The organism is Pseudomonas syringae pv. coryli str. NCPPB 4273 (assembly GCF_000972175.1).
Lineage (GTDB): Bacteria > Pseudomonadota > Gammaproteobacteria > Pseudomonadales > Pseudomonadaceae > Aquipseudomonas > Aquipseudomonas syringae.
Genome location: NZ_AWQP01000039.1, coordinates 1 through 16,696 on the forward strand (window position 1 = coordinate 1; position 16,696 = coordinate 16,696).

14 protein-coding genes are annotated in these 16,696 nt (G+C 61.3%); 8 read left to right on the plus strand and 6 right to left on the minus strand.

Annotated elements, in window-relative coordinates; translation table 11 throughout:
• The first annotated feature begins 206 nt into the window (after nucleotides 1-206).
• The 5 genes from P406_RS16925 (at nucleotide 207) to P406_RS16945 (ending at nucleotide 9,258) form a co-directional block, all read left to right on the plus strand.
• Complete coding sequence (locus tag P406_RS16925; RefSeq protein ID WP_046236800.1) at nucleotides 207-839, plus strand: LysE family translocator; 633 nt, start codon at nucleotides 207-209, stop codon at nucleotides 837-839.
• Between the two features lie 158 nt (nucleotides 840-997).
• Complete coding sequence (locus P406_RS16930; protein ID WP_046236801.1) at nucleotides 998-2,680, plus strand: fatty acid--CoA ligase; 1,683 nt, start codon at nucleotides 998-1,000, stop codon at nucleotides 2,678-2,680.
• Between the two features lie 308 nt (nucleotides 2,681-2,988).
• Nucleotides 2,989-4,926, plus strand: coding sequence for a DUF1302 domain-containing protein (locus P406_RS16935; protein ID WP_003408700.1), 1,938 nt, complete (start codon nucleotides 2,989-2,991; stop codon nucleotides 4,924-4,926).
• Between the two features lie 28 nt (nucleotides 4,927-4,954).
• On the plus strand, nucleotides 4,955-6,319 hold the full coding sequence (locus P406_RS16940; RefSeq protein ID WP_032698033.1) for a DUF1329 domain-containing protein: 1,365 nt from the start codon (nucleotides 4,955-4,957) through the stop codon (nucleotides 6,317-6,319).
• Nucleotides 6,320-6,528: 209 nt separating this feature from the next.
• Complete coding sequence (locus tag P406_RS16945; RefSeq protein WP_046236802.1) at nucleotides 6,529-9,258, plus strand: winged helix-turn-helix domain-containing protein; 2,730 nt, start codon at nucleotides 6,529-6,531, stop codon at nucleotides 9,256-9,258.
• Nucleotides 9,259-9,282: 24 nt separating this feature from the next.
• Here P406_RS16945 and P406_RS16950 read toward each other — a convergent pair whose 3' ends face one another.
• The 6 genes from P406_RS16950 to rutA all read right to left on the minus strand — a co-directional run bounded on the left by P406_RS16950 (nucleotide 9,283) and on the right by rutA (nucleotide 14,302).
• Nucleotides 9,283-10,476 (minus strand): cyclic di-GMP phosphodiesterase, encoded by a 1,194-nt coding sequence (locus tag P406_RS16950; RefSeq protein ID WP_046236803.1) that lies wholly within the window; start codon nucleotides 10,474-10,476, stop codon nucleotides 9,283-9,285.
• 228 nt (nucleotides 10,477-10,704) lie between these two features.
• Nucleotides 10,705-11,241: an NADH-dependent FMN reductase RutF gene (gene rutF, locus P406_RS16955; protein WP_046236804.1), complete on the minus strand. Its 537-nt coding sequence runs from the start codon at nucleotides 11,239-11,241 to the stop codon at nucleotides 10,705-10,707.
• Nucleotides 11,242-11,267: 26 nt separating this feature from the next.
• A complete protein-coding gene (gene rutD / locus P406_RS16960; protein ID WP_046236805.1) occupies nucleotides 11,268-12,047 on the minus strand; it encodes a pyrimidine utilization protein D in 780 nt (259 codons plus the stop codon).
• Between the two features lie 41 nt (nucleotides 12,048-12,088).
• Nucleotides 12,089-12,472 (minus strand): pyrimidine utilization protein C, encoded by a 384-nt coding sequence (gene rutC / locus P406_RS16965; protein WP_003317005.1) that lies wholly within the window; start codon nucleotides 12,470-12,472, stop codon nucleotides 12,089-12,091.
• A 10-nt stretch (nucleotides 12,473-12,482) separates the two neighbouring features.
• On the minus strand, nucleotides 12,483-13,220 hold the full coding sequence (rutB, locus tag P406_RS16970; RefSeq protein ID WP_046236806.1) for a pyrimidine utilization protein B: 738 nt from the start codon (nucleotides 13,218-13,220) through the stop codon (nucleotides 12,483-12,485).
• Nucleotides 13,220-14,302, minus strand: coding sequence for a pyrimidine utilization protein A (gene rutA, locus P406_RS16975; RefSeq protein ID WP_046236807.1), 1,083 nt, complete (start codon nucleotides 14,300-14,302; stop codon nucleotides 13,220-13,222). The genes rutB and rutA overlap by 1 nt, the downstream gene beginning before the upstream one ends.
• Nucleotides 14,303-14,595: 293 nt before the next feature.
• On the opposite strand from rutA, the gene rutR reads away from it, so the two are divergent.
• The 3 genes from rutR to P406_RS29865 form a co-directional block, all read left to right on the plus strand.
• A complete protein-coding gene (rutR, locus tag P406_RS16980) occupies nucleotides 14,596-15,324 on the plus strand; it encodes a pyrimidine utilization regulatory protein R (RefSeq protein ID WP_032702618.1) in 729 nt (242 codons plus the stop codon).
• A gap of 212 nt (nucleotides 15,325-15,536) precedes the next feature.
• A complete protein-coding gene (locus tag P406_RS16985; protein ID WP_046236808.1) occupies nucleotides 15,537-16,568 on the plus strand; it encodes a BMP family ABC transporter substrate-binding protein in 1,032 nt (343 codons plus the stop codon).
• 56 nt (nucleotides 16,569-16,624) lie between these two features.
• The coding region (locus tag P406_RS29865; RefSeq protein ID WP_224786709.1) for a hypothetical protein at nucleotides 16,625-16,696 on the plus strand (72 nt) is incomplete at its 3' end.

The window sequence follows — 16,696 nt, forward strand, 5'->3', positions numbered from 1 at the left end:
GACGCTCTGCGTCGTCAAGAGGACGCAGAGCGTCCAGAACGGCATGCGACGCGGAGCGTCGCACGATAGTTGCGATCGTTCCGCATGTTCCAGCGTCGCACGATAGTTAGTGCAAGCCCTGCGCCGCATCAACGCCGGCACCTGTTGCGAGGACACCAGACAGCGTAATCTGCCGGGTCAGACGTCAATCCTCCAGGAGGTCCCGCATGTACTTGACAGAATTTCTTACCGTTGCGCTGATTCACCTGCTGGCGGTTGCCAGTCCCGGTCCGGATTTCGCGGTGGTGGTGCGTGAAAGTGTCGCTCATGGGCGCAAGGCCGGGACCTGGGCGGCGTTGGGCGTCGGCTCGGCGATCTTTCTGCATGTGGGCTATTCGCTGCTGGGGATCGGGATTATCGTTTCCCAGTCCATCGTGCTGTTCAACGCGCTGAAATGGGCAGCCGCTGCTTATCTGCTGTACATCGGCATCAAGGCGTTGCGCGCCAAACCGGCCGCTGCGACGGGCGATGCCGCCATCAAGGCCGCTCCCGGCGAGCGCATGGCGCGCGGTGCCTACATCAGCGGTTTCGTCACCAATGGCCTGAACCCCAAGGCGACGCTGTTCTTCCTCTCGCTGTTCACCGTGGTGATCAATCCACACACGCCATTGCTGGTGCAGGGCGGTTACGGCGTGTACCTCGCAGTGGCGACGGCGGCGTGGTTCTGTCTGGTGGCGCGACTGTTCAGCCAGGCCCGGGTACGCGCAGGATTCGCGCGCATGGGGCACTGGTTCGACCGGGCCATGGGCGGCGTGCTGATCGCGCTGGGCATCAAGCTGGCGCTGACCGAGGTCCGCTGAACGCTGAATTCAGGCCCTGCATATGCAGCAGTCCGGACGCCCCTTGCAGACAGCGCGGGGCGTCTCGGCAAATCATCCCTTTTACTGATTTCACTGGCAGCCCGAGGCCCTAGAGTGCATATTTTCAGCACGCCTATGGACTTTGAAAAGGGCTTCATATGTTACAGACTCGCGTTCTTGCGCCCGCCGATGGCGCGTATCAGTGCCCTCTGTTGATCAAGCGCCTGCTGTTGTCGGGCGGTCGTTATGAAAAGACGCGCGAAATCATCTACCGTGATTCGGTCCGCTATACCTACGCGACCCTCAACGAACGCATCTGCCGCCTGGCCAACGTGCTGACGGCGGTAGGCGTGAAGGCCGGCGACACCGTGGCGGTGATGGACTGGGACAGCCACCGCTACCTGGAGTGCATGTTCGCCATCCCGATGATTGGTGCGGTCATCCACACCGTCAATGTGCGGCTTTCTCCCGAGCAGATCGCCTACACCATCAACCACGCCGATGACCGTCTGGTGCTGGTGAACAGCGAGTTCACGGCGCTGTATCAGGCCATGTCCGGACACCTGAACACGGTCGAAAAGACCCTGCTGCTGACCGACTTGCCAGACAAGAGCGCCGAGCTGCCCAACCTGGTGGGCGATTACGAGACCCTGCTGGCGGCGGCCAGCCCCGAGTACGTGTTCGAGGATTTCGACGAAAACTCGGTCGCCACCACGTTTTACACCACCGGCACCACAGGCAACCCCAAGGGGGTGTATTTCACCCACCGCCAACTGGTGCTGCACACCATGGGCGTGGCGACCATCATGGGCTGTATCGACAGCACCCGGCTGCTGGGCACCGATGACGTCTACATGCCGATCACGCCGATGTTTCACGTGCACGCCTGGGGCATTCCCTATGCGGCAACCATGCTCGGTCTGAAACAGGTGTATCCCGGCCGCTACGATCCCGAGTTGCTGATAGAGCTGTGGCGCAGAGAGAACGTCACCTTCTCCCATTGCGTGCCGACCATCCTGCAAATGCTCCTGAACGCCAAGTCTGCTCAGGACGTCGATTTCGGCGGCTGGAAGATCATCATTGGCGGCAGCTCCCTGACTCGTAGCCTGTATCAGGCCGCCAAATCCCGTGGCATCCAGCTCACTGCCGCTTACGGCATGTCCGAAACCGGACCGCTCATTTCCGTAGCGCACATCAACGAAGAACTGAAAGCCGGCAGTGAAGACGAGCGCATCACCTACCGGATCAAGGCCGGCGTGCCGGGGATGCTGGTGGAGGCCGCCATCATCGATCAACAGGGCAACTTTCTCCCGGCCGACGGCGAAACCCAAGGCGAGCTGGTGTTGCGTGCGCCCTGGCTGACCGGAAGCTACTTTCGCGAGCCCGAAAAAGGCGCCGAGCTGTGGGCAGGGGGCTGGCTGCACACCGGCGACGTGGCGACGCTGGACGGCATGGGCTTCATCGACATTCGCGACCGCATCAAGGACGTGATCAAGACCGGTGGCGAATGGGTGTCCTCGCTGGCACTCGAAGACTTGTGCAGTCGCCACCCGGCAGTGCGCGAAGTGGCAGTGGTCGGCATCGCCGATCCGCAATGGGGCGAACGACCGTTTGCCTTGCTGGTGATTCGCGATGGCCACCAGCTCGACGCCAAGGGTTTGAAGGAACACCTCAAGCCGTTTGTCGAGCAAGGTCACATCAATAAGTGGGCCATTCCCAGCCAGATCGCGCTTGTTACCGAAATTCCCAAGACCAGCGTCGGCAAGCTGGACAAGAAGCGCATGCGCCTGGACATCGTGGAGTGGCAAAGCAGCAACAGTGCCTTTCTCTCGACCCTCTGACACCTCGGGCGTGCCGATCGGTCGGCGACGGCACGTGTCTGCGCTGCAGGTCCTGCTCTGTGACTTGCCAAATTTGCAAATTACGCCATCCTCCCCGCCACATGTTTTTTGGCGGCTTCCCGGAAACGGGCGGTCCAGAGGCGTTGGTCGTGCAAATCACACTTTAGAGGGATCTAGCGTCGGAGCGTGCTGGCTATAGTCAGCACCGGGAATGGCAAGAACGGACCTGGCGCGTGTGTTGATTCGATGACTGATTCGTTTCTGGATTTCCCCACCGCCATAACAATAAAACACAAGGAGTAGCGTCGATGACAAGCACATCCCCCTTCTGGCGTCGGGCCAGGCTGCCTCTGGCTGTCAGCCTTGCCTCATCGCTCGCCAGCCCGGCCTTTGCCGTGACCTTCAACGTTGGCGAGATCGAAGGCAGTTTCGACTCGTCGCTGTCGGTGGGCGCGAGCTGGTCGACGGCCAATCCCAACAAGAACCTGATCGGCGCCAACAACGGCGGGCGTGGTCTGTCGCAGACGTCCGATGACGGTCACTTGAACTTCAAGCGTGGGGAGACGTTTTCGAAGATCTTCAAGGGCATTCATGATCTGGAGCTGAAGTACGGCGATACCGGTGTTTTCCTGCGCGGCAAATACTGGTACGACTTCGAACTCAAGGATGAAAACCGCGAGTTCAAGGACATCAGCGACTCGGGCCGCAAGGAGGGCGCCAAGTCGTCCGGGTTCCAGTTGCTCGACGCCTTCGTCTATCACAACTATTCGATTGCCGATCAGCCGGGCGCGGTGCGCTTCGGCAAGCAGGTCATCAGTTGGGGGGAAAGTACCTTCATTCAGGGCGGCATCAACAGCGTCAACCCGGTCGATGTCTCGGCCTTCCGGCGACCCGGTTCGGAAATCAAGGAAGGCCTGATTCCGGTCAACATGTTCTACCTGTCGCAGAGCCTGACCGACAACCTGTCTGCCGAAGGTTTCTACCAGCTGGAATGGGACCAGACGGTCGTCGACAACTGTGGCACCTTCTTCTCGCAACCCGACGTGATTGCCGATGGCTGCAACAACAACCTCGCGGTATTGCGCAGCCGCAGCGGCCTGAACAGTTCGCTGACGGCGGCCGGTCTGCCTGCCGGGGCGCGCGGTGCGGTGTTCAATTCGCTGTCGCAGCAGGGCGTGGTGTTCGGCAACCCGGATGAGGGCGCGGTGGTGCGCCGAGGCCCTGACCGCGATGCGCGTGACAGCGGCCAGTTCGGTTTCGCCTTGCGTTACAACTTCGAACCGCTGGACACCGAGTTCGGCGCGTACATGATGAATTACCACAGCCGTGCACCGATTTTCAGCGGGCGCGGCGGCTCGGCCGCTTCGTTCAGTCCGCAAGGGCTGGTCGGTTCGCTGGTCCGCAACGGCATTCCTGCCAGCACTGCCGCCGCGCTGGCCCCCAGCCTGTTGCCGGTGGTGGTGGCAGGCAACTCCAGTTACTATGTCGAATACCCCGAAGACATTCGTCTGTACGGCCTGAGCTTCTCGACCACGCTGCCCACCGGTACGGCGTGGAGCGGCGAGATCAGCTACCGCCCCAATGCGCCGATTCAGGTCAATACCACCGACATCCTCTATTCGGGCATTTCGCCGCTCAACCCCAACGTGTCGCTGCTCAGCGGGCAACCCAATACGGATCAAGCCGGTTATCGCCGCAAAGAAATCACCCAGATGCAGACCACATTTACCCAGTTCTTCGATCAGGTCATGGGCGCCGAGCGTCTGACGGTGGTCGGTGAAGTGGGCTGGACCCATGTGGGTGGGCTCGAAAGCACCTCCAAAATCCGTTACGGACGCGATCCGGTGTACGGCCCGGGGCCGCTGCCTGGCGGTCAATGCGCAACCTTGAACGCCGGCACGCTGACCGGTGCCGAGCAGAACAACCTGACCCGCTATTGCGAAGACGACGGCTTTACCACCGCCAACTCCTGGGGCTACCGCGCCCGTGCCATCTGGGATTACAACAGCGTGTTCGCCGGGGTCAACCTCAAGCCGAGCGTGGCCTGGTCGCATGACGTCAAAGGCTATTCACCCGGCCCAGGCGGCAACTTCGAAGAGGGGCGCAAGGCCGTCAGCCTGGGGCTCGATGCCGAGTACCAGAACACCTACACCGCGAACCTTTCCTACACCAACTTCTTTGATGGCAAGTACACCACGGTCGATGACCGGGACTTCGTGGCGCTGAGCTTCGGCATGAACTTCTAAGAACATGGTTTTCAGGATGACGATGAACATGAAAATAACAAAAAGTCTGTTGCAGGCCGGGGTTCTGGGGATGTCGCTGCTGGCGACCGGTGTGATGGCGGCGGTGTCCGAGTCCGAAGCGGCAAAGCTGGGCACCTCGCTGACGCCGATGGGCGCGGAAAAGGCCGGTAATGCGGCCAACACCATTCCGGCCTGGAGCCCGATGCCGAAAAACGCCGGCGCGGTGGACAGCAAGGGTTTCCTTGCCAACCCGTACGCCAGTGAAAAACCGCTGTTCATCATCACCGCGGCCAATGTCGAGCAGTACAAGGACAAGCTGGCGCCGGGCCAATACGCGATGTTCAAGCGTTACCCGGACAGCTACCGGATTCCGGTCTACCCGACCCATCGCGGTGCTACCGTGCCGGATGACGTGTTCGCCGCGATCAAAAAGAATGCCACCACCACCAAACTGGTCGGTGGCGGCAGTGGTCTGGAAAACTTCGATACGGCCATCCCGTTCCCGATCCCGGCCAGCGGTGTCGAGGTCATCTGGAACCACATCACCCGCTACCGGGGCGGCAGCGTCAAGCGTCTGGTCACCCAGGCCACGCCACAGCCCAACGGCTCCTACAGCCTGGTGTATTTCTCCGATCAGTTCGTGTTTCGCGACAAGATGAGGGATTTCGACCCGAAAAATCCGGGCAACGTGCTGTTCTATTTCAAGCAGGAAGTCACTGCCCCGGCGCGTCTGGCCGGTGGCGTGCTGCTGGTGCATGAAACCCTCGATCAGGTGAAGGAGCCGCGTTCGGCGTGGCTGTACAACGCCGGTCAGCGCCGCGTCCGTCGTGCGCCGCAGGTGTCCTATGACGGACCGGGTACCGCGTCCGACGGGCTGCGCACCTCCGACAACCTCGACATGTACAACGGCGCGCCGGACCGCTATGACTGGAAACTGATCGGCAAGCAGGAAATGTACATCGCCTCCAACAGCCACAAGCTGGACGATCCGACGCTCAAGTACGCCGACATCATCAAGGCCGGCCATATCAACCAGGACCTGACCCGCTACGAACTGCGCCGCGTCTGGCACGTGACCGCCACCCTCAAGGAAGGGCAGCGCCATATCTATGCCAAGCGTGACTTCTTCATCGACGAAGACACCTGGCAGGCCGCGGTCATCGACCATTACGACGGACGTGGTCAGCTGTGGCGCGTGGCCGAGGCGCACTCGGAAAACTACTACGACAAGCAAGTGCCGTGGTACGCGGTAGAAACGCTGTACGACCTGCAATCGGGTCGCTACGTCGCGCTGGGCATGAAGAACGAAGAGAAGAAGGCCTACGAGTTCGGCTTCACAGCCGGCACCAGCGACTTCACCCCCAACGCGCTGCGTCAGGAAGGGGTTCGTTGATACCTGACCGATACACGCTGTAACTCAGCGCCTGCCTGGTGCGCCTGAAAAGCCCCTTGATCGGGGCTTTTTCAGCTGTGGGAATTGGCCTTATAAGCTGTAGGAATTTTGTTACAGTCTTTTCGGTGATGGCCTTTCAAAAGTAGCGATTTACCCGCTAGTCTCCGAACACCGCGATGCCGAAACAACGATTCCTACACGAGCCGGCCATGACTGATCTGTCCCGAATGCAAGGGTTTGCAGGCGGCGCGATTCCTGCGTTGGAAGGGCGGTTTTTCCGTCCACCTCTGCCTGAGGGTTATGTTCCCCGTGCGCGCCTGTGTCAGCGTCTCGATGCAGGGCTTGGCGGCCGACTGCTGCTGATCTGCGCCCCGGCCGGGTTCGGCAAGAGTTCGCTGGCTGTCGAGTTCTGTCAGGGGTTGCCGGACAACTGGCAAAACGTATGGCTGGGTCTGAGCGCGCGGGACAGTGACCCGGGCCGTTTTCTCGAGCGTTTGCTGGCCAGCCTTCAACAGTTCTTCCCGCAACTGGGCGTGCAGGCGATGAGCCTGCTGAAGATGCGCCAACGCCACCGGCCGTTTGCCTTCGAGGAGTGGCTCGACGGCCTGCTCGACGAACTGGCCATGCACCTGATACTGAGCAAGCCGCTGTTGCTGGTGCTCGATGACTATCATCTGGCCCAGGGGCCGGTACTCGATCGCTGCCTGCAGTTCCTTCTCAATCATCTGCCGGCCGGGCTGGTGGTCATGGTGACCAGCCGACAGCGCCCGGACTGGCATCTGGCGCGCTTGCGTCTGACGCGGCAACTGCTGGAAATCAACGAACAGGACCTGCGCCTCACGCACGCCGAATCCATGGCAGTGCTGGAGCGGCACAGCGGCTCGCTCGACAGCGAGGCGTTGCAAAGCCTGATTCAGCGCAGCGAAGGCTGGGTCGCCGGGTTGCGCTTCTGGTTGCTGGCGGCGTCCGAGGCCGGTGATGAAAGCGCCTTATCCCAGGCGCTGCGCGGCAGTGAGGTGCTGATTCGCGAGTACCTGCTGGAAGAAGTGATCGACTGCCTGCCTGCCGACGTTCAGGCGTTTCTCTACGACACCGCCTGCCTGGAACGCTTTTGCGCCGAGCTGTGCGATGCCGCGCGGGATGGTCATGACAGCGCCGGGATGCTGGGTTATCTGCAGGCGCATCAGGTTTTTCTGGTGCCGCTGGACGAGCAGGGCCACTGGTTTCGCTATCACCATCTGTTTTCCGATCTGTTGCGCGCTCGTCAGGCGGCCGGCGCACCACCGACCCGCCTGCACCTCAATGCCTGTCGCTGGTTCAGCGCTCAGGGCCAACTGGACGAAGCGGTCGAGCAGGCGTTGCGCGCCGGGCACCTAGATGTGGCAGCCAATCTGGTGCAGAACCTCTCCGAAGAACAGCTGCTGGCCGAACAGAATGTCGGCATGCTGCTGCGCTGGAAGATGGATTTGCCGGATGACCTGCTGACCAGCACACCCCGCTTGATCGTGCTCTACGCCTGGGCGCTGGGGCTGGCCTGCCAGCTGGATGCCGCCGAAGAGCTGGCCAATCAGCTGAGCCGGTTTCTGCCGGCGCCCTCGGCCACCGCTCAGAAATCCATGCTCGCCCAATGGCTGGCGCTCAGCGGCATCATCGCCCGCGGCCGCGGAGACAGTGACAAGACTCAGCGCTATTGCACCGAAGCCCTGCTGAGCCTGCCGGAAAAACGCTATGGGCAGCGGCTGGTGTGCCTGTCGACACTGGCCAACCTCGCGGTCGCCAACGGTGATCTGTGGCGCGCCCGCGTGTTGAATCGTGATGCGCTGGAGCTGGCTCAGCGGGTCGCCAATCCGTTGTTCGAGGCGCTGGCGCATTACGACCGCGCCCGAGTCCTGCAGGCCCGGGGCGAAATTCTCCGCGCGCTCGAGGAAGTACGGCAGGGGCAGCAACGCCTCAAAGGCTTGTCCACCGTTCGGCTGTACGCGGTCCGCGCGCGTCTGACGCTGTATGAGGGCTACTTGCTGACCCTGCGCCTGCAGGTAGACGAGGGGCGGGTGTTGTTGCTGGCCGGCCTGGCCGAGGCGCGCGCCTGTCGCGACATCAGCGTGCTGATCGGTCACTGCGTGATCGCCACCATGGAAGGCTGCGCCGGCCGCTTTGCCGAAGCCTTCGCCGAACTCGCCGAGGCCGAACGGTTGATGCACATCTGGGACGTGCCGCCGATCTACTACCTGGCGATGATTACCCTGGCCAAATGCGAGCTGTGGTTGTTGCAGGGGCGCATGGACCTTGCCGAAGCGTGGCTGCTGCGCCTGACGCAGACCTACAACGGCGGCCTCGGCGCTGCTGCCCCGGAATGCCATCCACAATTGCCACAACACATCGAGTTGCAGCGTGCCGTACTCGAACGATTGCAGGGTGACGGCGTTGCCTGCGAGCAGCGCTTGCAGGCGCTCGAACGGCGCGCTCAGGAGGTGGGGGCGAAACTGCTTGGACTGATCGCCATGACCCAGCAGATCGGCCTGCTGCTGAGCCAGGCGCGACGCGACGAGGCGCGGGCATTGTTGCTGCGCAGCCTGCCCGCAGCGTCCGGTGGCGCACTGATACCGTTCAAGGCGCTGCTTGCCGAGCACCCCCGGTGGCTGCATGAGCAACTTCTGCAACTGCCACCCTGTCGGGTTCAAGCTGCATTGCTGGAAAAGCTCCCGGCCTGTTGCACGCCGACGCCCGAGCCGGCACATGGCGGCGATTGCCTCAGCGTGCGCGAACTGGGTGTGCTGCAACTGATTGCACAGGGCTGTTCCAATCAGGAGATCAGCGAGCAGTTGTTCATCTCCCTGCACACCGTCAAGACCCACGCCAGCCACATCAACAGCAAACTGGGGGTCGAGCGTCGCACTCAAGCGGTGGCGCGGGCCAAGACACTTGGCTTGCTGGGTTGACGGCGATGTTGTTCACCGGGCTTCTCAGGCCGGACTGCCCGCCCACAGCGTATCGACTTCTTCCAGCCCCCAGTCGGTGGGTTTCTCGATTCTGAGGATTCCGTCCGGGTCGGAAGGGCAAGTCAGGTCGATGACTTGTGCGGCGAACGTCTTGCCGGTGCGCGCTGACATGAAAACCTTCACTTTCGGTTTCAGCAGCGATGCCTGACCTTGTTCGACCACCACGCCGAGGCGCCCGCTTTCCAGGCGTACCAGTGTGCCGATCGGGTAAATGCCCACGGTTTTGACGAAGCTTTGAAAGACCAACTCGTCAAAATGTCCCTTCCACGACGCCATCTCGCGAATCGAATGGGCAACGCCCCAGCCCTTTTTGTAGGGGCGGTCGGAGGTGATGGCGTCATACACGTCGCAGACCGCGCCCATGCGCGCAAAGATGCTGATCTGGTCGCCTTTCAGGCCGTGCGGGTAGCCCGAGCCGTCGACCTTTTCATGGTGATGCAGGCAGACGTCAATCACCGACGCCGCCACGGGCTGCGTCTCCATGAGGATCTTCACGCCCAGCTCGGGGTGGGCCTTCATGATCTCGAATTCGTCGCGGGTCAGGCGACCCGGTTTGTTGAGCACCGCAGGGGCAATCATCATTTTGCCGACATCGTGCATCAGCCCGGCCACACCCGCCTCACGCACCTGATCGTCAGGCATGCCCATGCGTTTGGCCAGCGCGACCATCAATGCGCAGACCGCCACCGAGTGCATGTAGGTGTACTCGTCGGAGGTCTTCAGGCGTGACAGGCTGATCAGCGCGTGCGGATGGCGCAGGATCGAATTGGAGATTTCTTCCACCAGCAACTGCACATTGCCGACGTCCATGGCCCGGCCCATGCGCGCTTCGGTAAACATGGACATGACCGCATCCCTGGCCCGTCCGCAGATCACCCTGGCGCGTAGAACTTCCTTTTCGAGACTGGCCGGCGTTGTATCGTCGCTGGCCGATGGCGCTGTGGATGCGGCTGAGGGTTGGGGTGTCACTACACGGCTTTTACCGGTTTCGATCCAGACTTCCCTGGTGCCCGATTGCTGAATGCGCTTGAGCACTTCAACGTCATCGAGCATGACTTCGACCAGGCCTATCCAGAATGGATCATTGGTCCAGCGGCGGCAGATTTTGTGGATGTACATGCCCAGCGCACGCTCAGCCACAGGTATTTTCTTCAGCATGCTCAGCCACCTGCGTGCATAGGCATGCCAGGCGGCGGGTAAGCGCGACGAGTATACGATGGGCTGCTGGCGGGTATCAGCAGACTGCCGGCGCTATTGATCGACATGACTTCACCTCGTTGACCGCAAGGATCATCCTGATCTCAAAAAGCCAGTATACGGAGCTGTCATAAAAAATCATGCCTATTTATTCCATTCCGGTAATCCGCCAGTCAGCCCGCAAAGCCTTCAGGCCACCGGTGTTTCGCTTGGCAGGTGATGGTAGCCACGGGCGAAGTAGACCAATGCATCTGCACCGCTCTGATGCCTGATATCCACCACCTCGCAGAACAGAATGTCATGCGTGCCGACGCTGACTGACTGGCTCACCTTGCAGTCGAGCGACAGCCTGGCAGTGTCGAGGATCGGCGCGCCGGTCACTCCGGCTTCCCACTGGCCGCAGGCAAAGCGCTCCTGCTGTGAGCTCTTGCCGCCGAACAGGTTGGACAAGTCCTGCTGACCGTTGCCCAGCGTATTGACACACAACGTGCCGTTTTCGATGAAGGCGTCATACACCGACGCACTGCGGTTGATACACACCAGCAGCGTCGGCGGTTGATCCGTCACGCTGCACACGGCGGTCGCGGTAAAGCCGGCACGTCCGCCAGGGCCATCGGTGGTGATGACGTTGACGGCGGCGGCCAGGCCGGACATCGCATCGCGAAAGGCCAGCTGGCTGACAGCAGCGATGGGCTGAATGGCGGGAGCTGCAGAGGAAGTAGGCATGGGATGAGTCCTTTCAGGGTTGAGTGTCAGGGTTGTGTGCTGAGAAAATCGCGCAGGGCGCGTTGGAAGGGCAGTGGATCGGTAATGTTCGAGGCATGGCCGCCGTATTCCAGCAGTACCAGCGTTGCATTCGGCAGCGCATTGGTCAGGTGCCGGGATTGCTGCCAGGGCACCAGCATGTCGTCGCGGTTGGCAATCAGCAGGGTCGGGGTGTGGATGCGTGAAAGATCGGCCTCCACGTCAAAGGTTTCCAGCGCATGGATACGCCGCAGCAGGTTGTCGGTGTCGGGAAAGTGCGCCAGCGCGTGGGCTTCATCGTCGGCCAGCCGCGGGCCGTTGGCGGCGATCCAGTCCGCCGGGTAGAGAAACAGCGCCTGAGCCTGTACGTAGGCCTCCGGCCCGCTGTTCAACAGCAGTTTCTTGCGCACTGAAAAGCAGCGCGCGCTGTGCGGGTTCGGACTGCTCCAGGCATTGATCAGTACCTGACTTTGCAGCAGTTCCGGGCGCAGCAGGGCCAGTTCCAGACCCACCAGACCGCCCAGCGCATGGCCCATGAAATGGCAGCGCTGGATATCGAGTGAATCAAGCAGGGCCAGCAACTCGACAGCCATGTGCCGGATCGAATAATCCGCCGGCAGCACCGCAGGGCTACGCCCGGTTCCGGCATGGTCATAGACGAGCACGCGGTAGTCGCGGGTCAGCAGTGCCAGGTCATCCGCCCAGTAGCGGCCAGACCCGCCCAGCCCGGAACTGAGCACCAGGGTCGGTGCGTCGGCATGCTGGCAGGCATGAAACTCATGGAACATGGGTTTGCTCCGGGTGGGCGTCAGCTGCCCACGGTCGCGATTCAGCCGATGTGGGCGATGCTGGCGATTTCGATCAGCGCCTCGGGTTTGACCAGGCCGCACTGGATGCAGTAACGGGCCGGTTTCTCGCCGGCGAAATACTCGGCATACACTTCGTTGACCTTCGCGTAGTCGGCCCAGTCCCGGATCATGATCATGTTGAACGTGACATCGTCCATCGTTCCGCCCGCGGTCTCGACCACACTTTTGATGGCTTCCAGCACGTGACGGGTCTGCGCGGTGGCGTCGCCGACGTGTACCACGTTGTTGTCCTTGTCGAACGGCAGCGTGCCCGAGACATAGAGCACGCCGTCGGCCATGGAGCCCGGTACGAACGGCGCGATGGGTTTGCTGGTGCCGGCAGGGATGATCGCTTTCTTGGTCATGCTGGTGTCCTCACGAAAGTTGCCCGACAGGGCTGAAAGTGGTGCAGAAGTCATCGACGCTGGAAACCCAGCCAAAGAAGGTTTCGATGTTGAACAGCGCGGCTTGCTGAGCGAATTCGGGGCCGGCCTGATGGGTTGCGTCAGCCAGTACCACGCCGAAATATTCCAGGTGAAAACCGTCACGCAGGGTCGATTCGACACAGACATTGGTGGCGATGCCGGTGAACACCAGGTTGCGAATGCCGCGGCTGCGCAGCACGCTGTCGAAGCTGGAATTGAAGAAACCGCTGTAGCGGATTTTCGGCACCACGATGTCGCCAGGCAGTGGCGTCAGCTCGTCGACCAGCTGGTAGTCCCAACCACCCTTGGCCAGCAGCTGCCCTTCGAGTTCAGGGCGCTTGCGCATGGTTTTCAGGGCGTTGGACTTGTGCCAGTTCGGTGAGCCGGGACCACCGGCCTCGACATAGGCCGAGTCCCAGCCATTCTGGAAAAAAATCACCGGAATGCCCGCCGCACGCGCTGCGGCACAGGCCTTGTTGATATTGGCGATGACCGGCCCGGTGCTGCTCACATCGAACCCGGCGAGGTCCAGATACCCGCCGAGCGACGCGTAGGCGTTCTGCATGTCGACTACCACCAGCGCGGTTTCGCCGGGTTTCATGCGCAGCGGCTCGGGACGGGCGGGCAGCTCGCGAGCGGGCTGCACATCCGGCAGGTCAACGCCTGCGACGGTTGTCGGGGTTGCCATCAGACCACCTCCTTGAGTTGCGCAATGTGCTTGCGGCTGGTCATCAATGGCTGGATCTTCTCGCCGAAATCTTCGACGCCTTTGACGAAATCATCGAACGTCAGCATCACGCCTTGAGTCCCCGGCACACTGGCGACCTCGTCGAGCATTCTCGCCACTGTGGCCCACGACCCCACCAGCGTGCCCATGTTGATGTTAACCGCCGAGGTCGGGTCGGCCATCTGCCGCAGGTTTGAGCCGGCGCTTTTATCTGCCGAACCTTTTTCGCTCAGCCAGGCGATGGCCTCTTCGTCGGCACCGTCCTTGATGTGCTCCCAGCGAGCGCGTGCGGCTTCGTCGGTATCGTCAGCAATGATCATGAACAGCACGCAGGAAGTGACATTGCGGCCGGTTTTTTCGTTGGCTTCGAGCAGTTTCTGTGCGGTCGGCGCAAAGGCTGTGGGGGTGTTGACGCCTTTGCCGAAGCAGAAGTTGTAGTCGGCGTATTGCGCCGAGAACGCCATGCCCGCTTCACTTTGACCGGCGCAGATCAGCTTCATGTCGGCCTGTGGGCGAGGGCTGACGCGGCAGTCCTGCATGCTGAAATGCTCGCCCTTGAAGTCGCTGCTGCCGGTGGCCCACAGGTCGCGCAGAACCTGAGCGTACTCGGCCAGGTATTCGTAGCGGGTGTGGAAGAACTCGTCGCCCGGCCACAGCCCCATTTGCTCGTATTCCAGCTTCTGCCAGCCGGTGACGAGGTTGATCCCGAAGCGGCCATTGGAGATCGAATCGATGGTCGAGGCCATGCGCGCGGCAATGGCCGGCGGGATGGTCAGGGTGGCAACGGTGGCGAACAGCTGGATCCGGCTGGTGACTGCGGCCAGGCCGGCCATCAGCGTGAACGACTCCAGGTTGTGTTCCCAGAACTGCGTCTTGCCGCCGAAGCCACGCAATTTGATCATCGACAGCGCAAAGTCGAAGCCGTAGCCCTCGGCCTTCTGCACGATCTGTTTGTTCAGCTCGAAGGTCGGCATGTACTGCGGAGCATTGCTGGAAATCAGCCAGCCGTTATTGCCGATGGGGATGAAGATACCAATGTCCATATGAGGCCTCTCTGCATGGGTCGATGCGTGCCAAAGCGCGACTGGCGGCACTTGAATCGTCTTTCAATCGTCTCTCGATCATCTTTTGCATTAAGCGGGCCAGAAAATTTTGTTGTTTTTATTCAAAGGCTTGAAAGTTTTCATGGTTTATTTCAGACCATTTGGTCTGAATCAGAGCACTTGGTTTGTGCAGGGCGCACGCAGATGGGGCAGGGCAGACGGCGCAGGCAATCCGTATCGACAAAACAGCTGCGCCCGTTAAGATGCCCGCTCATTTCGGCATCACTGGATGGATGTGCGTGAACAAGAAACCTCCCCTGGCTGACCCGGCGAACAAGCGCGTACGCAAGGCCAAGCCAGAGACCGTGGTCAAGACGACCCGCGAACCCAGTGCGACGTCCCTGAAGCGGCGCATGCGCCTGATGGAAGGCAAGCGCACGCTGATTCTCGATGCGGCGCTGGAGATATTTTCCCGCTATGGCGTGCACGGCAGCAGCCTGGATCAGGTCGCGAGCCTGGCGGACGTCTCCAAGACCAACCTGCTGTATTACTTCAGCAGCAAGGACGACCTGTACCTGAATGTGCTGCGTCAGTTGCTCGAGGTATGGCTGAGCCCGCTGCTGCACTTCACCGCCGACAAGGACCCGGTGCAGGCGATCAGCGCCTACATCAAGGCCAAGCTGGAAATGTCCCGCGATCACCCGGCCGAATCCCGGCTGTTCTGCATGGAAGTGATGCAGGGCGCACCGCTGATTCAGGGCGAGTTGCAGCACCCTTTGCGTGACACGGTGCAGGCCAAGGTGGCGGTGATTCAGCACTGGATCGACAGCGGTCAGCTGGCCCCCATCAACCCGCACCACCTGATTTTCACCCTGTGGGCGACCACCCAGCATTACGCCGACTTCCGCACTCAGGTCGAGGCCGTGACCGGCAAGACCCTGGATGATCCGGCGTTTTTCGAAGAGGTGCTGGCGAGCCTGCGCAGCATGGTTCTGGACGGGATCCTGCCGCGCAAGGCGTGACCGGGCTTCGGCGGACCTGACCCGCGCACCCCGCTCGCGCAGTGCGCGGGCGTCCTGCACAAACCAAGTGCTCCGATTCAGACCATTTGATCTGTTTTATTCGTCTCGATGGCGTCAGGTCGTTGTTCCATAGCGCTTTTCCTGTAATGGCATGGATGCTGCTAATGCCTGCCTGTGCGGTCCTCATGGCCATTACCCTCAGGAAAACGTCTATGTACAAGAAACTGTTGCCCGGGACATTGTGTGCGGCCGTAGCGTTGGGAGCGGTCAGCCTTGCTCAGGCTGAAGGATTGACCCTCGAAGGGAAGCCGAAAATCGCCATGGTGTATATCAGCCCGCGCAATGACGGCGGCTGGACTCAGGCCTTCGACGAAGCACGCGTGAAGCTGGAAAAGGATCTGGACACAAAAATCCAGTACGTCGAGAGCGTGCCCGAGAACGCTGCAGCCATTACGCCGGTGGTCGACCGACTCATCGCACGCGGTGCCAACATCATCGTCGGCACTGCATTCGGTTACTCCGACACCTTTCTTGCACTGGCCAGGAAATACCCGAAAGTCGCGTTCCTGAATGGCTCGGGTACTACCAATGCGCCCAACCTCGAATCGTTTTACGGGCGTACCTACGAAAGCCAGTACCTGTGCGGCATGGCCGCAGGTGCGGCCTCGAAGACCGGCAAGCTGGGGTTTGTCGCCGCCAACCCGTTCGGCCAGGTCAACTGGACCATCAACGCCTACGAGCTGGGCGCCCGGCAGATCAATCCGAAGGCCACCGTCAACGTGGTCTATACCGGTGCATGGAACGACCCGGTCAAGGAACGCGCAGCAACCATGGCGCTGATCGACAACGGTGCCGATGTGGTCGGTCAGCACGTCGACAGCCCGACACCGCAGATCGTCGCACAGGAGCGCGGCATTCACGGCACCGGCCACCATCGCGACCTGAGCGAGTTCGCCCCCAAGGCGACGGTCTGCTCGTCGCTGTGGGTCTGGGATCGCTTCCTGGGGCCGGAGCTGAAGAAAATCATTGCCGGCAACTGGACGCCGCCCGCCAACGGCGCGCTGCTCTCGATGCAGCAGGGCGGCACCGATATCAAGCTGACTGCGGACACGATCATTTCCGATGCGGACCGCAAGAAGATCGAGGCCGAGCGCGCCGAACTACTGGCCGGCCGGAAAATCATCTACAGCGGCCCGCTGGCCGATCGTGATGGCAAGGAGCGAGTGGCGGCCCAGACTGTGTAAAAACCCAAGGTAAACCTTTGCTATGATTCCCCAGGATTTCATTGCAAGGGTTGCCCATGAAACGCTTCATTCAAGGTGAACACCGAGGTCAAAGTACCTTGCTTCCCGAGAGTCTCGACGATTACGTC

Coding starts and splice junctions, on each gene's coding strand:
- rutB (WP_046236806.1), bottom strand. CDS start 13,220: ATGGCAACCCCGACAACCGTCGCAGGCGTTGACCTGCCGGATGTGCAG.
- rutC (WP_003317005.1), bottom strand. CDS start 12,472: ATGACCAAGAAAGCGATCATCCCTGCCGGCACCAGCAAACCCATCGCG.
- P406_RS16985 (WP_046236808.1), top strand. CDS start 15,537: ATGTACAAGAAACTGTTGCCCGGGACATTGTGTGCGGCCGTAGCGTTG.
- rutD (WP_046236805.1), bottom strand. CDS start 12,047: ATGTTCCATGAGTTTCATGCCTGCCAGCATGCCGACGCACCGACCCTG.
- P406_RS16945 (WP_046236802.1), top strand. CDS start 6,529: ATGACTGATCTGTCCCGAATGCAAGGGTTTGCAGGCGGCGCGATTCCT.
- rutA (WP_046236807.1), bottom strand. CDS start 14,302: ATGGACATTGGTATCTTCATCCCCATCGGCAATAACGGCTGGCTGATT.
- rutR (WP_032702618.1), top strand. CDS start 14,596: ATGTGCGTGAACAAGAAACCTCCCCTGGCTGACCCGGCGAACAAGCGC.
- P406_RS16950 (WP_046236803.1), bottom strand. CDS start 10,476: ATGCTGAAGAAAATACCTGTGGCTGAGCGTGCGCTGGGCATGTACATC.
- P406_RS16930 (WP_046236801.1), top strand. CDS start 998: ATGTTACAGACTCGCGTTCTTGCGCCCGCCGATGGCGCGTATCAGTGC.
- P406_RS16940 (WP_032698033.1), top strand. CDS start 4,955: ATGAAAATAACAAAAAGTCTGTTGCAGGCCGGGGTTCTGGGGATGTCG.
- P406_RS16935 (WP_003408700.1), top strand. CDS start 2,989: ATGACAAGCACATCCCCCTTCTGGCGTCGGGCCAGGCTGCCTCTGGCT.
- rutF (WP_046236804.1), bottom strand. CDS start 11,241: ATGCCTACTTCCTCTGCAGCTCCCGCCATTCAGCCCATCGCTGCTGTC.
- P406_RS16925 (WP_046236800.1), top strand. CDS start 207: ATGTACTTGACAGAATTTCTTACCGTTGCGCTGATTCACCTGCTGGCG.